The following is a 16,964-nucleotide window of genomic DNA, read 5'->3' on the forward strand; positions in this document are numbered from 1 at the left end:
AAACTTGCCAGAACGAGCCTGTGAGTATGACTAAGATCGATTCGCACAAGCCTTTCCAGGCTAACTGCATCCTGATTATGTGCTTGCATAAAAAGATGCTCTGGCCTGGACGAATTTTTACGTACCCGTTGGTTCAACTTACTTTTGAAAGATTACTCGCTTTTTCTTGCAATCAAGCACGCCATCTTTGTCTTAAAATTTACTGGGTAGAAATGTACTATGCTCTCAGATAAGAAATCGATAAAGTCCTCATTTCTGTTACACACATCTTCACATCTGAAATGAGCATCGGAACCATTTAAGCAGGCAGCAATGGCAAAGCGCGCTCCATTTCTCAAATCTCCAAACAAAAACCTGCAACCATCAATCTCTTTAATCGGTTCCATCTCCAGTAAAATAGTTTCAGCGCTTAAAGAGTTATAGGTGCCATCACCGGATACAAAAAAATCGATATAAAATCCGCTGTATATTTTATCAAGTATATGAGTAATTAAACGATTATCGAGGCATTCATTAATGATAATGTCATCGAGATAGATCCGGCTCCCATCATGCGCGATAAAATCATTTTTATTGACTAAAAAGCGCTTAAGTTGGGGTAAACCAACGCCTCCTAACGCACGCTGAAGAACCTTTATTTGTGGTTTTGAAAAAATTGGATAGTAACCATCATCGAAGATGATCAATCTTTTTGAGTGGAATTGGTTAATAAACCTTGTGAAGTCATTAACAAAAAGTTCTTTCTCATGCGCATCAAATACCCAGGCCATACAAACAGCAGGTTCGACGTTGACGATGCCGTGTTTCTGCGAAAAACCTTCAGAAGTAGAAAATAGAGTTTTCTTCATCAAAATGCCTATGAATTAGCATATGTTTATTTTTAACAGTATCTATCATTTCAATATAGAGGCTTTTTACACCGTTTCACGATTATGAAGCAGTGCCCGCAGGGAATAGACAGATCCATGCTTAAAATATTGCACCATAACATTTCTTCTATCAAAGGATTAAAAGCATTTATGAAAGCTTTTCAACCGCACAAGATATGATCAAAGCATTCTAAAATTTCTTTTTCGTTTGTTTTTTACATTTTTGACTCTCCACTCCTGTAACTGATCCAGCATAGTTCTACCTCCTGCTTTTGCGCATACAAATATATTTCACTCATCGCATATACTGCAGCGAATTTATTATCATATTGATTACTTTCTAAAAACACCCTCATTAGGATCTTCCATATAATACTGATACGTTCAAGGCTGGAAACTGGCTTTGAACTATAAGGCGATGAAAAAACGTCTCTGACCGCCCCCGCAATATCAATTTATTTGAATTACGATAAGCGTATTTTCCCCTAAGCGGAGTTTATGCTCTTGAGCGGGACCACAACGTTGGCGGCATTCAAAAAGAGGATGCGAAATAAATCTTATAACCAGCATGCGATGATGATTTTTTAAGACAGCGACAGCTGCAACGAGATAATCTATTTAATATCAAATGCGATATCAGAAAGGCTTTTTACAGGGAATGTCAAAAGATTTTTATAACCAACAAATGATATACAATACACAAAAGAGGTGTCTCTACCATATAAGAAAGATAACCTACTCAGCTTCATCATGTCATTAAACTTTTTGCATGGCACGTAGTATCCATTTTCAATCTCCAGCATGCCTTTTAAATTAATGATTTCAATGTGGCATGTATTCAAAAAAGCCTGTTCGCTCATGGCTTCCGAAATAACTGTGTCAGTTGAAGCCGTCAAGACGATTTCATCATCATTGTAAGATGTTAAATGAATTTCGAGAGACTGATTTTTATAGCACCATGAGGTTAAAATGGCCTCAGATAACATCTCCATCACTTCGTGGTTTTCATTAGAAAAGCTATTTGATTTCATTCTATTGTCTTTTATAAATAAAAATCTGTTCGCTACCAGTCCTGAGCCTTGGTAGCAAAAGTTAAAATGCAATATCGATCAACTTTCTTTTAGCCGTCTTATCTCCGGCGTCAACGCGAAGCAATCTTCTGGAGAATCGGCACCGCATTCCCAATAAGTAATAAGATCACTGTGAACAGGATAATTTTCGAAAAGCAAGCCCAGCGTCTTAACCACGTGTTCATCAGCCGTACTCAATCCAGATGCTAATAAATCGTTTATGATGTCAAGAGACAGCGCCATCAACTCACGCCTTGCCTCTAAAGAGTCACTAAAATTTGAATAAGCTACGATATACTTCGCTAGCCACTCTTTTGTGCGGTATTCATCAGGAAGCTCGTACGCCCAGTCTTGAGTATAACCATCGCCGGTGGGTAAACCGAGGTCATGACATATCTTTGATATTACGTCCATCCGCGCCCTCGTAAAATATATATGCCTACAGACCATCAAAGGAAGACTCATTAGAGTTAATTTAACACTCTCGCTATGTGGTTGGGCGGTGAAGAAGTGCCATAATCGACCACCTTATGACTTATAACCAGATGATAGCAGTATCAGGTTCGCGTCATGATCATTGCCCTGTAATTGAGGCCATTCTTTATCCAATAACATTCATGGATGTCAAGAAAACGAGTATCACAGAAATCAATTCTCTGTCCCTTCCACCCTTTCGGTACATACTTTTCATAATGCATACTTTCAACATATTGCGAATAAAGTGCTTTGCTATCAAAATCGATAAACAAATCAGGCATAAGATCGTCAATATTCCACCATGTTGTGTCTGCTGTTAATCTTTCATAAAACTCATTAGCTATCTCATCACGATTGTAGAGAGCGTGGTCTCTTTTCAGGAGTGAAATAAATACATCACCATTCCTTTCATTTAGAATAGGGATATTATTTCTTTCCTCATGAATTCCCTCAGTTATGGCCACAATTCCGTTTTGAATAAAGTCCGCCACCCATTTAACCCTATCCATTATCCACATTTCTTTAAACGCGGCGAACCAGTAAAAAAGTTGATCTTTTTTTATGATAACCAGCACATCTTCGGGTTTATTGATGAACATATAACCTCACGCTAACCAGTACTCATCAATTAATCAACTCTGACGACTTTTGACGAGTAATGCTTTCCACCAGGGGCTTGAACTTTCCGTCACAGGAGGTAAGACTAATTTTCGCCGCGCTAACATACCAATAATTATAGTTTCCAAATCATCTGGTACACTATCCCCGGCTTCGGCACCTAAATAGAGCAAAATATTTATCGATTCATACAATTTTAAAATTTTTTCCTTTTCCTCTCCTATCAATGAATATTCATCCTGCGCCAGCCGCTTAAAATAGTCATAAGTAGTATTAACGATGTCACTATATTGAGAAGCATTGATACTCTCTATGAAATCATTTATTAATGTTTTATCAGTCACTCCCCCCTTCTTCTCTAAATTGTATATAGCAGATGCTACCGACTCAATATCATGTGGATACCGATATCCTTTTTCAATATTCTCTCTTATCTTTTTCTCTGATTTATTCACATCCTCACCATCTTATTATTTATAAAAAACATGCCTGTACCGGCTCATTAAATAGCTTAAGTATGAGTTAAACGGAAAAAGATCTTACTTGTAGGATTGTTATCGTGAAGGGAGTTGAACAACAATGAAAGATAACTGTATAAAGATATTTACCTAACGCCATACGCTAACTTAGCACTATCTATATGTAACAAGGTATTTACCAACAATATCGAAAACCTGATCGTACGTGCTAAGAACGATTCTCTCATTTTCATTTTTGTATTCTCCTATAACCATATCAAAACATGATGAAGTATATTTTTCATAAGGGTAATCATCTGTTTTAAAAATGCTTAAACTCTCGATATCCCGAAATATAAAATCCACTATTACATTATCCCGGTTCATGATTGCCGGCTTGCAGGCTGACAAAGATAAGGATGTAGTTAATCTTAGCTCCCAGGGATAGAAAGTAAGTTTTGCATCGGTTAAGATTAGAGCGTTCCTTCCATACAGAACACCATATTTTGTTTGTATTGCGCTCATTTTCATATAGAAGAAAATCCTGCGTAAAGCATAGCCGCCATGCAGCATGAGTGATGAATTGAGCCTACCGGGGACCTATGCGTGTCATTTACGTAACGTTGTAAGCACACCTTCTGATGCAGTTCTGACGTGCTCCATATAACAGCTTTTACTCACAATATGATAAAACCTTAAAATCAATATTCACCGCGGCGAAATAGAGGTCGGAAGCTCTAAAATCATCTACATTCGCCATGATTTCTGAGTACGGAGAAAAATCGATATAATGTAAACCGCTAAAGTTGTCATAAGCTATTCCATTAGAGATTACAACGTTGGAGTAATGCAACTTTTGCCTGACGGTAAACTCTTTCACTTCACTCAGCATAAATCTTATATTGACCCATCTTTTTTCCGGATATTTCATTGCAGATATAGTAATACTGGCAGTATCAAATGAGTTGAATTTAATTTCCCGTATAAGCCCATCGCACCCACTATTTATACTAATTAATAAATCATTCATAGCTGACATCATTACCAAAAGCCCTAAATATGATAGCTAGATATAGATTTAACCCACGCAACGACATGTATATTTATCGCGGTTGGCACAAGAGTATCATGCCGTTATATCGCCCGTAGCGAAGTCAAAATTATTTAAAAGTATAAGCCCGAAAGCATGATTCCAATGCAATGCGTCTACCAGTTTATCTGAGCAAAGAAGAGGCTTATTGACACGCTTGACGATGTCTATTTTTTCATCGTCGAACGATAATATCAAACACCAGCCCTCTACATTTGCGGACAGGGTATTTATAAATTCGATTACTGGGTTCCCATGTATGTCGCCCCCACTATTCACTACCCATTCCAGCTCAGATAGTGGATTGCCTTTAAGCGTTAAAGCATCATACTGTGCGGCATTGATATAATCATCCAGCATTCGCGTGTAAATCACAGGCCATGCACATTTCTCTAATTTAAGGTTATTACGCCATTTATAAACAGCAGGGTTTCGAGAGTAATGCTCTGATCCCCACTCAATTAAGTCTTCATCTATATCAATATCTTTCAGATTGAGTGAACGGGGTAGAATGACATCTAAATTATAATCCATATGATTTCAATTCTGTTGAGTTAGAAAATGACAGATCATATTATTCTCAATAATTTGAGATGAATATATGCACATAAGGCCTGGACCCTCGCTTTATCAAATACAGTAACCATCACTTCATTTTTATCAATAAATCACCAGAATTTAGTCTGACGCTTCCGTTCTTGTATTCGACCCACAAATCCCTGTTATCCGTTTCACAGTCATTTAGAATTCTGTACTCCGAATAGCCAGTGCTTTCGTTTTCTATCTGAATGACACTGTCAATCTCCAATGACATATCCCGCGTCATTAGATAGATGGCTAATTTTCTTAAAAAAAACAACTTATTGATTTGATTGAGCGAAGATTGATCTAAATGAGATTTTTTAATTGCTTCATCAATAGACTTAAGCACATCCTGCATATATCACCTTTTTGAAATAGTCTGTAGGTATTCGCTATGCCGTCATCCAGTAGGTGTAAGCCTGCTCCTACTCCAGCGAGTTATGTTAGCGAAGAGTATGCTACCTCTCTCACCTTACGAACCGGAGCAAGCTGAAGGCATAAATCGTGTGACATGTTGTGCCTCTGACAGGCTCATACGCAGCGGGGTTCTTGCATCTGAGAATTGGCGCAAAATAATGCAACCGTCGCTGTTGCTTAAACGGCTCGGCATGACATCCGACTTTAGGAGGAGCGTAACTTCAGTAGCAGCTATGCCGCTTAGGGTGAGCCGGGTACTAATCGATGCCCAATCTTCAGTAAGGGCTCCCTATCATGTCAGGTGTCACCAGGGCTCCTCAAAGCATAGCATTAACTATCATTCTGACTGGTACGGTCCTCGCCTCTGCCACACGCTCTGACACCGCACAGTCGCGTTAAAGAGTTGAATGGGTATGTTCCTGCACTATAGTCATACCCGGTGTGCGATAAGTTGAATCAAAAGTAGATAGACAACTGTTTATGTTATTTCAGCGTTCAACGTACTCTGCATAAAGCGCGCTTTTACGCTCAACATTAAATCTAAATCCTTATTGATTTTTTATCAAAGCTCATATGGATGAAGACAACAGTTAATGACCAGTTGCCTGGTTTCTTCATCTAACGCTTGCTCCTCACTCATCTCAGAAAGCTTTATTTTATCGAGCACAGTTTGCTTATTGAACTCAGGCAGCGTGTCAAAAACTTTATCCCAATCAGCCTTATGACCATGCATTTCAAAAAGCTTATCAAGAGCAGAGTTTATTAAAGGGCTTCCAGAATAGAGCAGTGAGTCAGGGTCGTGGCATGTAAACTTGATATAAAGAATCGCTTTAATTAACGCATTTGCCTCTTCTCTTGAGAAAGCACCACTCTCATAAATCTTCATAACTGATATCCTTTCGGAATTGTATAATTATTCGAAACAGCACAAGGATTATAAACAGTACGCTCAGGCAGGCGCTTTTTCTGTAAACATGAAGGTTTCGATTAGAGTTATAAACTCAGATCTAGAACGGGTTTTAGTGGTGCCTAAAAAAATTTCTGCCTTACCATCCTGAGGGAGCTGTATGAAGTCAAGGACAAACTCCCCATCAGGATCACCCTCAGGCTCATATCTTGAGTCGAAACATAAACCTTTTCGATTATGCCCACTTATTAATATGGAGCCATAAAACCATCTCATATTTTCTGCATTAGGTTCGAATGCATAAAAATTGTTAACATCGATACACCAACCGCTAGCTATACGCAGAGGCTGGAGTTTAGTCCAGATATCATTCATTCTATTTCTCAGCTCAAATTTTTTCGCGTGTGGGACACTCTGTGATGAGTCAAAGGTTGTTGCAGGGCGAGTTGACGTTATAATACTGGTTCTGTGAAAGTTACTAAATTTTAAAAACGTCAAAAATGAGCAAACAAAAATCACGAAAAGAATTTAGAAGTTCTTATTTGAATAACCAAAATCAATATAACCTTCCGAGCTTATTACTAAGCACCATCGTTTCTTTTCGTCAGTAAAATAATGATGCTGAGGAATAGTATTAATGACATAATTCAGGAAGCCGTAAAATTGAGATGTCTCCATAAGTACAGCAAAATCTAACGAAGAATCATTTATATAGTAAAAAAGACTACTGGTGTTAATGGCGTCACTGGCAGCGCCGCCTGAAATAAAAGCATTGATTTGCATCAGCCAGTCGTCATATCTGCCGTCTAATTTCCGGTATTCATGTCCAGATACCATAGACCACTGTATTTTAGATCCCGACCACTGAAAGGATTTAGATAAATCATCTACAATGAAGCTCCAATCTTCAACAATTGCCTCTGCTCCGTATTGATCATTTATCTTCTTTTTAACTTCTTCATTTAACGTCATTATCTCTCACCATGATTAAAGCAGTTAAAAAAATATTATGTGCAGACGGCAAAATAAAGGCTCTTGGTTTAAATACATAAAAGCAAAAAGTTATAGTCTTTAATTGGTATTATTGACCAGTTAAATAGACCGAAGGGCCAGATAAATGCATGTAGATACACTCCAGGTCTAAACTGAAGCCAAGGCCTTTCATAATGAGCTTGCTATTATCCTGGATACTTACATCTACTTCCATATTTGTAGCTATACCGGATATTTGCATTGTCTTAACCCCTGCGCAGATAAGACCACACCTACATCTATTATAATGGGACTGCCAGCGAGGTAATGGATTATCTGGCAGTGCCTCAAGTAAATCAAATTCGATGAGCACCGAGGGCCCGTCCCGCTCAATTTTAACCGAGAAAAGATCTACTTTGCCTATAGATATAGGCTTTGAAAAGACTTTATTAAAAAGATAAGCACCTTCAAGTTCGTTCCAAAACATATTAATCCCTCAAAAGCCTGGTTCTGCTATCTCTACACTGAATATCTGTGGGACACTTTTATAAGAATTTAGAGTATATCGGAGATAGATTCCAGGCTATGGAATGGTTGCATTTATTTAATAGTATAAACAAATTCTTTCAATCTGGAAGCCCACTCTTTTCTGTTATCATCTATATAGAGCCTGACTTTATCCTTAACTCGCATAACATAAAAGAGATCCGATAGTTTGTCTGTTCTTCTTCCAAGATCATCAAATAGAAAAAATATTAAAGTTTCTTTGCCTGACGTATATTCATTATCTAATTGCCATTCTATTTTGTCATCTGCTACTGAGAAAGCTTCTGACTCATTCTTAATTTTCCAACCAGCACTCTCCAGCTCAAATTTTAATTCTACAAGCTTATCTCTAATCATGCATTCCTCAGCAACTTAGGTAATATCAATCCCCTCTATTTTTTTCAATCAAGCTGTCTATAGGACCGTGGAAGCGCTCCCCCTGTTTGACAAGGTATAAATGTAATTAATTTCAATGGTGTTTCGGCAGAATGCCCCATAAAATTAATGCGTGGATAGGGGATACGGAGCCCAAATTGAACGTTCCCATTTGATAGCGTGTTTACTAAGAATATTTTTAATCATTCCCTCAAAAGATGCATTGAAATATCCGTCAGAATCTATAACAACATCCAGCGTATAATTATCATCGCATAATATTTCACTCAATCTATCAACTTTATCCACAACTATAACTTTGTAATTATCAAAATCAGTTTCTGCGATATAACGCCCTTTATCATCACGCATTAGGAATTGTTGATTAAAAGCAATGGATAGTTTAATAAGTAAATCAGCAAAAGAACAATCTTCAAGCAACACAAACCTTAACCATCTTCTTTTCATAACTACACGCTTTTTAGTAAATACTTAAAATATTTCAACACCATACCTTTTATTGCTTAAGAATAGTGATTCCGTTTTTTTAACTATAGTCACCAATCTTCTGCTGTCCAGAAGGCCACTTTACCGGTAATCACTAATAGGGGACCCTCTTAGATTCACCGGTTTCATTTGTTATGCACTCTACCAACATCAACATAGCCTGAACCTTTGTTCTCTGGGAATCCTCCTCCGACTATAATTCAGTTAACACCGAGGGATTGAATACGATGAGTTGCTGGCCTTTAACACCGCATGGCCAACCACCACGCTTATAACATGCAAAGATCTTCTCCAGTAGACCGTTACGTAAGCAATCGCCCAATAACCGGTTTATAGCTACTGTTGAAAGAACAAAGTAGGCATCTTCTCGCGCATCAGAAAATAAAAAATCATCGTATTGAGTGTTATTTTTCCTAATTCTTTTCTTTCTGTATTCAATCAATTGCCCAGCGTATAGGGCTTGTTGTTCTCCCAGATACTTATTGATAACTTTCTCTGCATCATCGAACTTGCCATCACTCCTCAACTGACTTCGAAAGTTTTCGATAATATCGTTCCAAACTGTATAAGGAGAAGGCAAATCTTGCTCAAATGCAAACCGATAAGCTTCCGGCAATGTATCTAATAATAAAACATCTTGGGCTGCCTCTACAGAAAAACCTTTAAAAAGAGAACCGGAAAATAAAAAATCAATTGGTTCAAAAATATAGCTGTTTTTCATTACCTTCCTCTTTAATTAAGAGACTGGCATATACGACGCCAGGGTTATATTTGAGAGTTTTATAGTTGATATCCGTACTCTCGCGCATAAATAGAGCACCGCAAAGAGAACATGAGCTAATAGCGCATAAAAATATAATCTATATTTTTTAGCTTTCCTAACTTCACAACTCTATCTCATGAAGATTGTTAAGGAAGTCCGTAAATGAATGACTAATAGTATAAACATTCGTCATGTCAGGAACTTCTCCCTCCTCAGCTTCAAACTCGTGATCCCAAAAATAGATTCCCTGCTTCTCGTTAACACCAATCAGGATAAGGTTACCCCCAGCATCGTGCGCAATAGGTATCATGTCTTCAGGCAGCCTACCTTTATACCTCTCATAATATTTTCTCAAGTTGCTATACCTGTCTTTCCCCAGGCTAAGAAACCAATCAATCGCAGAGCCATCTTCTTGCTTAGAGAAAAAGCTAAATGCGCTCGGTATGGGTTGACCTCCATTATACGCCTTCAGAAACGACTTATAATCTTCAGGAAACAAAACACCCTTTTCTTTCTCAAAGGCTATAATTTCTTCGTTGCTGGCAGGACTATTATAATTAACAATATCAACCATTATGTTTTCCTTTAAAATTGTGCCATCATTTCGACTATAACAGCCATTCATGTAACCCGATGCTCGGTGATATTGTTTTGCTCAGGAAGAGCTATATACCCAGCAGGTGTTCGGTACAGTAACGCGGCATATTCTTACTACCCACACATTTGTGAGAGTAGAACAATGAGGTTACGGCGTCTCCTGCAGAAAAGAGTTTGCGATGGAAGGAGGTCCATGCATAAAAGGTCGTGAATTATAGTCAGCTTAGACTAGTGTATATGATAGCCCTTAAATTTCATGACCATTATCTACAATTATGAGTTGTTCAAAGCATTTCTATTAATCTGCAACCGATAAAAAAGGAGGATCCAATGACAAAGGCTTGAAGTAGGATTTATTAGCAACGAATCTTTGCTGTCAGGACTTCCTTACAGTGCAATGCGCATATGTGCGACCGTTTTAAGTTTGATGCCGTCATATCACCTACTGAATTTAGTAGTCTGAAAAATTGCTGAATTGCTTATGAAAGTTGAGCAAGAGTGTTCAGCCTGCAAGAAAGTTGCTCTGAAAGCACATCTACTGAGAAGTGTCTCAACCATCAGCATCTTTTCGCGCAGGCTACCGCACCAGCGATGGTGTCAACGCTGGAAGAAGTTACCTTCCTGGCACGTCATGCAGCCCGGAAAGGCATAGTGTTGCTATGGTATCAGTAAAGTTGAACACGCTCACCGTGGCTGCCAACTCACAATACCCTTTCATCGGTATGAACGGCGTAGGGATAGTGCATCGCGCTCTATATCATCAAGACTTCCACTTTCCACCTCTTACATACGCAACCGAGTCATCCTGGTTTTGAGGCTCATCCGGTATCTTCAAAAAACTCTCCCAGCAGCAATGACCTATAATTGAAGACTCTATATCACCTAAATAATCAAAACCCTCCTTTGGTATTCCATCATAATCCGAATCTGATAATTTCTCTTTTGTATAAATGAAAACGAATTTGTATATCCGATTCCTGTCCCATTTTGAATTAACTAACACAGTAAATAAATCATCTACTTCTTCCCGTGCTTTATCAGGACTTTTATCATTCCATGATCGGAGTCTCTTCTTTAACTCTGCGAATGCCTCGCTTTCATCAATTATAGATCCTCTCATTAATACTATCCTCTTGTGCGACACGTTACATAGCGCAAATGCAGCCCTGGTGAAGTAATGGAATTTTACCAAGCTTGGTTACCAGGTTTAGTTCATCCATCTGGCACATCTTCCTACTGTTTATAGTGACGAGCATGCATAATAATCGCCTGCGATTAACAAACTCTATTACGCTTGAAGAATTATGGGCAAGCAAAGCCTTATCTTAATATTCTTATGTAATAATTATCACCCGACAAATTTAGCTTTAAAAAGTTTCGTTGCAGCATAAGACGATCGCTGTTAGTAACTTTTTGCCAGATAGTGAGAATGGGTGTTTAAACAGTTTTGCATGCAATTAAGAATAACTCCTAATATTTTTTACCCTGCCGCGCTTTATCGCAATTGATTTTTGTCTATTTATATAACGCTCTCTTAATGTCGTGCCGTATGGTGTCGAGAGTAGCAAGCTAGTAAAATACCGCTATAGAAATAGAGTAACTATACAACGCCCTGAGTTTAATAGAGTGCATTGCTGTGTTAGAGAATGCTCCTTATTGTGCAGCACGATGTGTTAATAAACCCATGCATCCTCGTAATAGCCGATTTTTCTGATCAATTGAATATCAAAACTCATCTCTTTTCGTCACCTTTACCTGAATGGGATACATACCTTAATTTCCCATTCATAATTCTCGCTTCAAATTCATCAGTACGCTTATAATCATCCAGCGTACAATGGTTACAACCGCTGAACTGCCCGCCCTTCGTGCCATCATTTTGCCAAAAACATACTGGGCATATCTCAAAAAGAGCATCGTCATAACTTTCGAAAACAATATAACCGCAAGCCTCGCAGCACACGCCTCTTATCTCAAAATCAGAGTGATCAATTATGATGATATCGCTATCGCATATTTCTTTTACGACCGCCTCCCAAAACGAATTTTTTATTAACCTGGAGTAAATAATGTTGCTATGGATATATTTATTGTAGGAGTGCTTTAATGCCTCTAAGGGTAAATTGTTCTCAATAACACCGTTTTCAACCAGAGCCTCGACCCGTTCTTCTACACTCTTTGAAAATAAGGTATGAAGCCTTATAAAATCCATTACTTCCTTATAAGTAAATTCAATCTTCATCATCCCTCCTGCAAGGTTTATCGCTGCTGTAGAAGCGTTATTGCCAAATCAATTAGTCGTATAATACATTCTTAAATCATACCGCACACAGTAAGGCCTGCTGATGGATTAGTTATAGTCAGCAAGCTCAAAGAGATGATTTTCTCACAAAAAACCACTCCATTTCTGATATATAATGCCTGGATTAGGTCATCCATGTAAAAAAGACTCTCTTATATATAGGGTGGGAAATTAGTATCCTGTAGCTGTTTATTTCTTAATTAACTCTAATACAGATTTCGTTTCAATGCGTTACTTAATCTAACCACCTCGGTAAACACCCCCTCATCATCCAGATCGCTAGCCTCGCTTAACTCAGACTCAGCGCAGTAGGCATCCAGAGTCGTAAAAATCCTATCGAAAAAAAGTTGTTGCGCTTCACTAAGCTTACTGTAGCCATCACTGTCTCTGAGATTTCGCCATGTGATCATATATCTTTTTTCAAGTTCACAGGCGGAAATATCACCATTGATAAATTTCTCTATCAGCTTAAGCAACATTTTTGTATTTGCATCCACATTCACTGGCTCGCTCCATAAAAGTCTGCAACTCTATTTTATGTCGTGTAATGCGCTTGTTCACTATAAAATAGCCTTGGTGATTTAAATGCAACTATCTATCGAAGTGATAACCCCATCACCGATTATCTTCCCATCTCGTATAGTGAAACTTGTTCCAACCTGGATGTATGGAAATATTTTTTCTGGCGATAAAAAAGCTATAGGAACATTATCTATCTCTTCACCAGGATCAACTCCTTTGTCACCTTCCTCAAAAAATATACGACAATCATATGGGTATGCAGATAATTCTTTTACTCCTGCAAACAACAATAAGCAGCGAAACTGTACCGGTGGTATAGGGCTAGCCCTCCCGCCGTTTTCCTTATCCAGAAGTTTAATAGAAGCGTATATTTTTCTCACATTTCCCTCCCGGTGATGACTCTGGTCCAAAGTCATTAATCTGATTCATTTCAACATATCATAGCCAAAACCTATGAAAGCACGTTCCGACAGTGCTCCTTTTAGAACAGAAAGTTAGAAAAACTATCTATTATGCTTAATGTACGCCCGTATCCTGGCGGGTTAATCCCCAGACAGATTGAGCTGCACTCCGCCTTTAAGAATGTTTTTATTAAAAAAAGATCAGGTTTTTGAATCATACGGAAGTAGCAATCTGTTTATTTATTAAGATAAAATTTATCATTCGCTTTATATAATCCTTGGTCCATCACACCTTTGGTCTTCGACGGATCTTTCATCTATGATTAAATTAAAGCACTTTAACAACCTTGCCGAAACCTCTGATAAAAATTCATTTTTAAAGTATTCGTTGTCGCCAGCAATAGCTAGCGAAGATAAATATATTTCCAGTAGAAGTTTTTTAGGGACCAAATCATCATCCTTTAATAACTTTGTAGCTTCCTCTGCTACCAATAAAAGCTCATTAAATGCTTTCTCATCAATGTGCCCTCCCATTTTTAATGGATAAATAGAGTCGGTGACCTTTTCTTTAAATAATTCTAAAAGATTATCTTTTTCAATATTCATTCATATTCCAATGGCACTGTTTTGCATTGATTACAATGGATACGCTGTATCTTGCGACGAGTCTACAAATTCTTCCAGATTTATATTAAGGTTGCTCAACCTGGTGTTCAGTTCATCGATAGAAGAAACTTCTTCATATTTCCCAACATAGTTATATGAGGGGTCATACTCATTTTCTTTGTCAGAAGATAAAAATGATGATATTCGGATTTTGAATTTAGCATGTTCTTTATTACATTGATTAAAATAAGGGGAGTGCCCGACCATAGCATAAGCATCAACTCTGAGTGGATAGGATGGCTTTAGTTCATCTGTCAATGAAACTTCCACCCATGTTCTGTACTCGGGCATTAAGGGACTAACTTCTCTGAGCAATGTTTTTCCGCTTAATAATTTATCAATATTTTCCATGATGAGGTCTCTGATGCGAAGAACAGACGTATGACACTACTTGCCCGTGGATCAGCCCAACCAGCAATTCAATCCGCTTTACCGGGTTTAGCACTCATGCGCCTCTTTTCAGTAGCATCCAGTGTGAAGCATAGAGTAGTTTCCTGCTTCAGATCATGACTTTGAAGTGGCAACGTCAACATGGTCGCCAGCTTAAGCATTGTTCTCAAATCCAGTAAGTGATTATGTCTCGCTCATGCTGCCAGGCTGGCGTGCAAAATGTAATTATTGCTCTATTCTTTTTTTAAGATAGTAATCTAAATATTTCTTAGGCCTTCCCTGAAATGCTCTCTTTTTTCCGAAACTATATGCCTCATCAAAATACTTTATAGCTTCATCGTATTGACCAAGCTCATAACAAACCATGCCAAGATCGATCATTGGGGAGGTATCAATAGCTGAACTACATGTTTTAAGTGCGATCTCACCCCACCTTTTCGCTGTAGTGTAACTTTCCAAATCAAAATAGGCACTATACAAACAGGCTGCTACCCAATTTGAAATCTCCCGTTCTAACTTTGGTTCCGGAATTAAAGACCAGGCATCGAGATACAAAGCCAACGCCTCATTTAAATTCTGGCTGTCATGTTTGACAGTACCACTTTCAACGAACGATATAATTTTACTTTCGGTTTCCCCATCAACTTTATATAAGTCATTCATGAGTTTCATCGTGAGTCATTAAATACCCGAATTGACATTTACTCTATAGCTCATCAATATTTATATCTTAAGATAAAAGAAACTACGCGTAGTAAAGGGCGTGAGTAGAGAGTTGTTTGGGTCGTAAAACAAACATGTATATTCTAACCCTTACCCAATAAAGATACTAACTCGTCATACCTTCTATTGAATGATGAATCTTTTTTCCTAAGGTAATCAAAAAAAGAAATTACATTTTTTGATATTTCGTTCACAAACTCTTTTTTAGCAACGTTAACTTTCATTTCTTCATCACAGGTTACGCTCACAGATACACTTTCTTTTATTGGCATAAAACTAACTTTGATCGGCTGATCTGGAAAATAGGTTTCAAATGGTTGATTAGCCTGGATGCATATAATGCCATCGGCAATATATGACCATAGCTGATCTATATAGTCCCACATTTCTTTATCAAATATAACCACACCATTAATTGTTAATTCGATAGCTCCTTCAATATAGAAAGAATCCTTGAACGCTTCAGTATAATGGCTAAACTCTACAAATTCATTCTTATTCTTAATATATGTTTTTACTGAAATCATAATTTCTTCCTGTAATAGATAGAACTGGCCTATGCGCTCGCTCATCACCTATAACACACTTGGCTCCATTGTGCGCCGCTGTTAAAGCTGTTATAAAGGTAGCCTTTTTTTATTTTGATAGACGAACTTACTTCAACTATAACAACAAGAGTCTTAAACAATTAACCGGTAAAATAAAAAACTGCGCAATTATACATATATTTAGCATACGGCTAAAGATTATGACGCCCACTCTTCCTTTTCTGGCAGGCTTGCTTTTCGCCAACAAGTTAATATTTTAAAACTCGCTCTCATGTAATAATTATTTTTCACATCGCCAGTCACGCCTTTCAAAAGAGTTATCTCACCTGTTTTTGTATTTATCTCAAACAGCCCATGATCGTATGCATCATAGTTGGAAGATGTGGGTCCGAATTTATACCTTACACTTTCCCCTCTGTCCTCAACTTTAATTATACTAATATGATATGCCATTTTTTATATACTCCTCTGATGCATATAATAATGCTTGTATGGCTTTGCGACTTTAACCAACAATTATTCGAGCACATCGCGGCGTAAGTGATTTAAATCAGGCCAGAATGAATGAGTACCTCAGGCAGCTTGAGACAGCTACCTTTCGCACTCTGAATCGAACCCTGAAAGCCAGCTCTTTGATGGCCGCCGCTATAAGGGTACACCGGTTACATCCGACCAGGAGCCAAATCGGACTCACCTGCCTATAGCCTCTAACCGCCGGGGTAAAGCCGCGGAAGATGTCGTTTTGCAGACCCTATTCACCGTCTGTGTACAAATTCAGGAAATGCAGGTATTGCCGGATATCGAAGTGACCGGCGTGCTTACGCGCAGGCTACCGCCTCTGGCATCAGATAACGGGTGCCAGACGGTGTTGACGTTGCTGTTGGCCTGGCATTCGTCAGGCCGCATAAGTCCATGTGATACCAAATGGTTTCCGCGCGCTCACTGTCAACGCGCGTCAAAAACTCATAGCTATTTCGGTGTAAATATACTTCACCGTCGTATACAGGCTTTGGTTGCTGGTTTATCCCATCCTCTGCAGACTGGACCATAGCGAGGCGTTACACCGCGGGCAAAGTAACATCGCTAATGTGAAACTGACGCGCTTACGCCGTTTCAGCCCGCTGCTCCTATCCAACCCTCAGAGGGAGTTAATTGTGGATGGCT

At 38.4% G+C, this 16,964-nt stretch carries 25 protein-coding genes; all 25 read right to left on the minus strand.

The genetic code is table 11. From position 1 onward, the window contains the following. Nucleotides 1-152: 152 nt before the first annotated feature. Nucleotides 153-848: a hypothetical protein gene (locus HF650_RS22435; protein ID WP_187800415.1), complete on the minus strand. Its 696-nt coding sequence runs from the start codon at nucleotides 846-848 to the stop codon at nucleotides 153-155. A 635-nt stretch (nucleotides 849-1,483) separates the two neighbouring features. Next, complete coding sequence (locus tag HF650_RS22440; RefSeq protein ID WP_187800416.1) at nucleotides 1,484-1,900, minus strand: hypothetical protein; 417 nt, start codon at nucleotides 1,898-1,900, stop codon at nucleotides 1,484-1,486. Between the two features lie 78 nt (nucleotides 1,901-1,978). Further along, entirely contained in the window at nucleotides 1,979-2,353 is a 375-nt protein-coding gene (locus HF650_RS22445; RefSeq protein ID WP_187800417.1) for a hypothetical protein, read from the minus strand. 143 nt (nucleotides 2,354-2,496) lie between these two features. Then, complete coding sequence (locus HF650_RS22450) at nucleotides 2,497-3,015, minus strand: hypothetical protein (protein WP_187800418.1); 519 nt, start codon at nucleotides 3,013-3,015, stop codon at nucleotides 2,497-2,499. 33 nt (nucleotides 3,016-3,048) lie between these two features. Continuing rightward, nucleotides 3,049-3,489, minus strand: a complete 441-nt coding sequence (locus HF650_RS22455) for a hypothetical protein (protein WP_187800419.1) — start codon at nucleotides 3,487-3,489, stop codon at nucleotides 3,049-3,051. 177 nt (nucleotides 3,490-3,666) lie between these two features. Continuing rightward, on the minus strand, nucleotides 3,667-4,023 hold the full coding sequence (locus tag HF650_RS22460; RefSeq protein ID WP_187800420.1) for a hypothetical protein: 357 nt from the start codon (nucleotides 4,021-4,023) through the stop codon (nucleotides 3,667-3,669). 142 nt (nucleotides 4,024-4,165) lie between these two features. After that, a complete protein-coding gene (locus HF650_RS22465; RefSeq protein ID WP_187800421.1) occupies nucleotides 4,166-4,522 on the minus strand; it encodes a hypothetical protein in 357 nt (118 codons plus the stop codon). Nucleotides 4,523-4,618: 96 nt separating this feature from the next. Further along, entirely contained in the window at nucleotides 4,619-5,116 is a 498-nt protein-coding gene (locus HF650_RS22470) for a hypothetical protein (RefSeq protein WP_187800422.1), read from the minus strand. A 1,027-nt stretch (nucleotides 5,117-6,143) separates the two neighbouring features. After that, entirely contained in the window at nucleotides 6,144-6,467 is a 324-nt protein-coding gene (locus HF650_RS22475; RefSeq protein ID WP_187800423.1) for a hypothetical protein, read from the minus strand. A gap of 63 nt (nucleotides 6,468-6,530) precedes the next feature. Then, nucleotides 6,531-6,863, minus strand: coding sequence for a hypothetical protein (locus HF650_RS22480; protein ID WP_187800424.1), 333 nt, complete (start codon nucleotides 6,861-6,863; stop codon nucleotides 6,531-6,533). A 153-nt stretch (nucleotides 6,864-7,016) separates the two neighbouring features. Further along, entirely contained in the window at nucleotides 7,017-7,460 is a 444-nt protein-coding gene (locus HF650_RS22485; RefSeq protein WP_187800425.1) for a type IV secretion protein Rhs, read from the minus strand. A gap of 109 nt (nucleotides 7,461-7,569) precedes the next feature. Further along, on the minus strand, nucleotides 7,570-7,947 hold the full coding sequence (locus HF650_RS22490; protein ID WP_187800426.1) for an Imm50 family immunity protein: 378 nt from the start codon (nucleotides 7,945-7,947) through the stop codon (nucleotides 7,570-7,572). Nucleotides 7,948-8,060: 113 nt separating this feature from the next. After that, entirely contained in the window at nucleotides 8,061-8,363 is a 303-nt protein-coding gene (locus HF650_RS22495) for a hypothetical protein (protein WP_187800427.1), read from the minus strand. A 144-nt stretch (nucleotides 8,364-8,507) separates the two neighbouring features. Next, the gene (locus HF650_RS22500) at nucleotides 8,508-8,849 is read right to left on the minus strand and encodes a hypothetical protein (RefSeq protein ID WP_187800428.1); all 342 of its coding nucleotides are present in this window, start codon (nucleotides 8,847-8,849) and stop codon (nucleotides 8,508-8,510) included. Between the two features lie 232 nt (nucleotides 8,850-9,081). Next, on the minus strand, nucleotides 9,082-9,609 hold the full coding sequence (locus HF650_RS22505) for a hypothetical protein (RefSeq protein ID WP_187800429.1): 528 nt from the start codon (nucleotides 9,607-9,609) through the stop codon (nucleotides 9,082-9,084). 163 nt (nucleotides 9,610-9,772) lie between these two features. Continuing rightward, nucleotides 9,773-10,225, minus strand: coding sequence for an SMI1/KNR4 family protein (locus tag HF650_RS22510; RefSeq protein ID WP_187800430.1), 453 nt, complete (start codon nucleotides 10,223-10,225; stop codon nucleotides 9,773-9,775). Nucleotides 10,226-11,008: 783 nt separating this feature from the next. After that, nucleotides 11,009-11,368, minus strand: a complete 360-nt coding sequence (locus tag HF650_RS22515) for a hypothetical protein (protein ID WP_187800431.1) — start codon at nucleotides 11,366-11,368, stop codon at nucleotides 11,009-11,011. Between the two features lie 612 nt (nucleotides 11,369-11,980). Beyond that, on the minus strand, nucleotides 11,981-12,493 hold the full coding sequence (locus tag HF650_RS22520; RefSeq protein WP_223284231.1) for a CPCC family cysteine-rich protein: 513 nt from the start codon (nucleotides 12,491-12,493) through the stop codon (nucleotides 11,981-11,983). A gap of 263 nt (nucleotides 12,494-12,756) precedes the next feature. Then, a complete protein-coding gene (locus HF650_RS22525; protein WP_187800432.1) occupies nucleotides 12,757-13,053 on the minus strand; it encodes a colicin immunity domain-containing protein in 297 nt (98 codons plus the stop codon). Between the two features lie 78 nt (nucleotides 13,054-13,131). Then, nucleotides 13,132-13,452 carry a hypothetical protein gene (locus HF650_RS22530; protein WP_187800433.1) on the minus strand — a complete coding sequence of 107 codons (321 nt, stop codon included), beginning with the start codon at nucleotides 13,450-13,452 and terminating at the stop codon, nucleotides 13,132-13,134. Between the two features lie 288 nt (nucleotides 13,453-13,740). After that, nucleotides 13,741-14,079 carry a hypothetical protein gene (locus HF650_RS22535; protein WP_187800434.1) on the minus strand — a complete coding sequence of 113 codons (339 nt, stop codon included), beginning with the start codon at nucleotides 14,077-14,079 and terminating at the stop codon, nucleotides 13,741-13,743. A 30-nt stretch (nucleotides 14,080-14,109) separates the two neighbouring features. Beyond that, nucleotides 14,110-14,490: a hypothetical protein gene (locus HF650_RS22540; protein WP_223284232.1), complete on the minus strand. Its 381-nt coding sequence runs from the start codon at nucleotides 14,488-14,490 to the stop codon at nucleotides 14,110-14,112. Nucleotides 14,491-14,754: 264 nt separating this feature from the next. Beyond that, complete coding sequence (locus HF650_RS22545; protein ID WP_187800435.1) at nucleotides 14,755-15,201, minus strand: tetratricopeptide repeat protein; 447 nt, start codon at nucleotides 15,199-15,201, stop codon at nucleotides 14,755-14,757. 134 nt (nucleotides 15,202-15,335) lie between these two features. Beyond that, nucleotides 15,336-15,779 (minus strand): hypothetical protein, encoded by a 444-nt coding sequence (locus HF650_RS22550; RefSeq protein WP_187800436.1) that lies wholly within the window; start codon nucleotides 15,777-15,779, stop codon nucleotides 15,336-15,338. A 219-nt stretch (nucleotides 15,780-15,998) separates the two neighbouring features. Then, nucleotides 15,999-16,253 carry a hypothetical protein gene (locus HF650_RS22555; RefSeq protein WP_187800437.1) on the minus strand — a complete coding sequence of 85 codons (255 nt, stop codon included), beginning with the start codon at nucleotides 16,251-16,253 and terminating at the stop codon, nucleotides 15,999-16,001. Between the last annotated feature and the right edge of the window lie 711 nt (nucleotides 16,254-16,964).

It is taken from the genome of Kosakonia sp. SMBL-WEM22 (assembly GCF_014490785.1).
Lineage (GTDB): Bacteria > Pseudomonadota > Gammaproteobacteria > Enterobacterales > Enterobacteriaceae > Kosakonia.

Coding starts and splice junctions, on each gene's coding strand:
- HF650_RS22500 (WP_187800428.1), bottom strand. CDS start 8,849: ATGAAAAGAAGATGGTTAAGGTTTGTGTTGCTTGAAGATTGTTCTTTT.
- HF650_RS22515 (WP_187800431.1), bottom strand. CDS start 11,368: ATGAGAGGATCTATAATTGATGAAAGCGAGGCATTCGCAGAGTTAAAG.
- HF650_RS22480 (WP_187800424.1), bottom strand. CDS start 6,863: ATGAATGATATCTGGACTAAACTCCAGCCTCTGCGTATAGCTAGCGGT.
- HF650_RS22465 (WP_187800421.1), bottom strand. CDS start 4,522: ATGAATGATTTATTAATTAGTATAAATAGTGGGTGCGATGGGCTTATA.
- HF650_RS22520 (WP_223284231.1), bottom strand. CDS start 12,493: ATGATGAAGATTGAATTTACTTATAAGGAAGTAATGGATTTTATAAGG.
- HF650_RS22490 (WP_187800426.1), bottom strand. CDS start 7,947: ATGTTTTGGAACGAACTTGAAGGTGCTTATCTTTTTAATAAAGTCTTT.
- HF650_RS22450 (WP_187800418.1), bottom strand. CDS start 3,015: ATGTTCATCAATAAACCCGAAGATGTGCTGGTTATCATAAAAAAAGAT.
- HF650_RS22475 (WP_187800423.1), bottom strand. CDS start 6,467: ATGAAGATTTATGAGAGTGGTGCTTTCTCAAGAGAAGAGGCAAATGCG.
- HF650_RS22555 (WP_187800437.1), bottom strand. CDS start 16,253: ATGGCATATCATATTAGTATAATTAAAGTTGAGGACAGAGGGGAAAGT.
- HF650_RS22545 (WP_187800435.1), bottom strand. CDS start 15,201: ATGAAACTCATGAATGACTTATATAAAGTTGATGGGGAAACCGAAAGT.
- HF650_RS22445 (WP_187800417.1), bottom strand. CDS start 2,353: ATGGACGTAATATCAAAGATATGTCATGACCTCGGTTTACCCACCGGC.
- HF650_RS22460 (WP_187800420.1), bottom strand. CDS start 4,023: ATGAAAATGAGCGCAATACAAACAAAATATGGTGTTCTGTATGGAAGG.
- HF650_RS22550 (WP_187800436.1), bottom strand. CDS start 15,779: ATGATTTCAGTAAAAACATATATTAAGAATAAGAATGAATTTGTAGAG.
- HF650_RS22495 (WP_187800427.1), bottom strand. CDS start 8,363: ATGATTAGAGATAAGCTTGTAGAATTAAAATTTGAGCTGGAGAGTGCT.
- HF650_RS22540 (WP_223284232.1), bottom strand. CDS start 14,490: ATGGAAAATATTGATAAATTATTAAGCGGAAAAACATTGCTCAGAGAA.
- HF650_RS22470 (WP_187800422.1), bottom strand. CDS start 5,116: ATGGATTATAATTTAGATGTCATTCTACCCCGTTCACTCAATCTGAAA.
- HF650_RS22535 (WP_187800434.1), bottom strand. CDS start 14,079: ATGAATATTGAAAAAGATAATCTTTTAGAATTATTTAAAGAAAAGGTC.
- HF650_RS22505 (WP_187800429.1), bottom strand. CDS start 9,609: ATGAAAAACAGCTATATTTTTGAACCAATTGATTTTTTATTTTCCGGT.
- HF650_RS22510 (WP_187800430.1), bottom strand. CDS start 10,225: ATGGTTGATATTGTTAATTATAATAGTCCTGCCAGCAACGAAGAAATT.
- HF650_RS22485 (WP_187800425.1), bottom strand. CDS start 7,460: ATGACGTTAAATGAAGAAGTTAAAAAGAAGATAAATGATCAATACGGA.
- HF650_RS22440 (WP_187800416.1), bottom strand. CDS start 1,900: ATGAAATCAAATAGCTTTTCTAATGAAAACCACGAAGTGATGGAGATG.
- HF650_RS22435 (WP_187800415.1), bottom strand. CDS start 848: ATGAAGAAAACTCTATTTTCTACTTCTGAAGGTTTTTCGCAGAAACAC.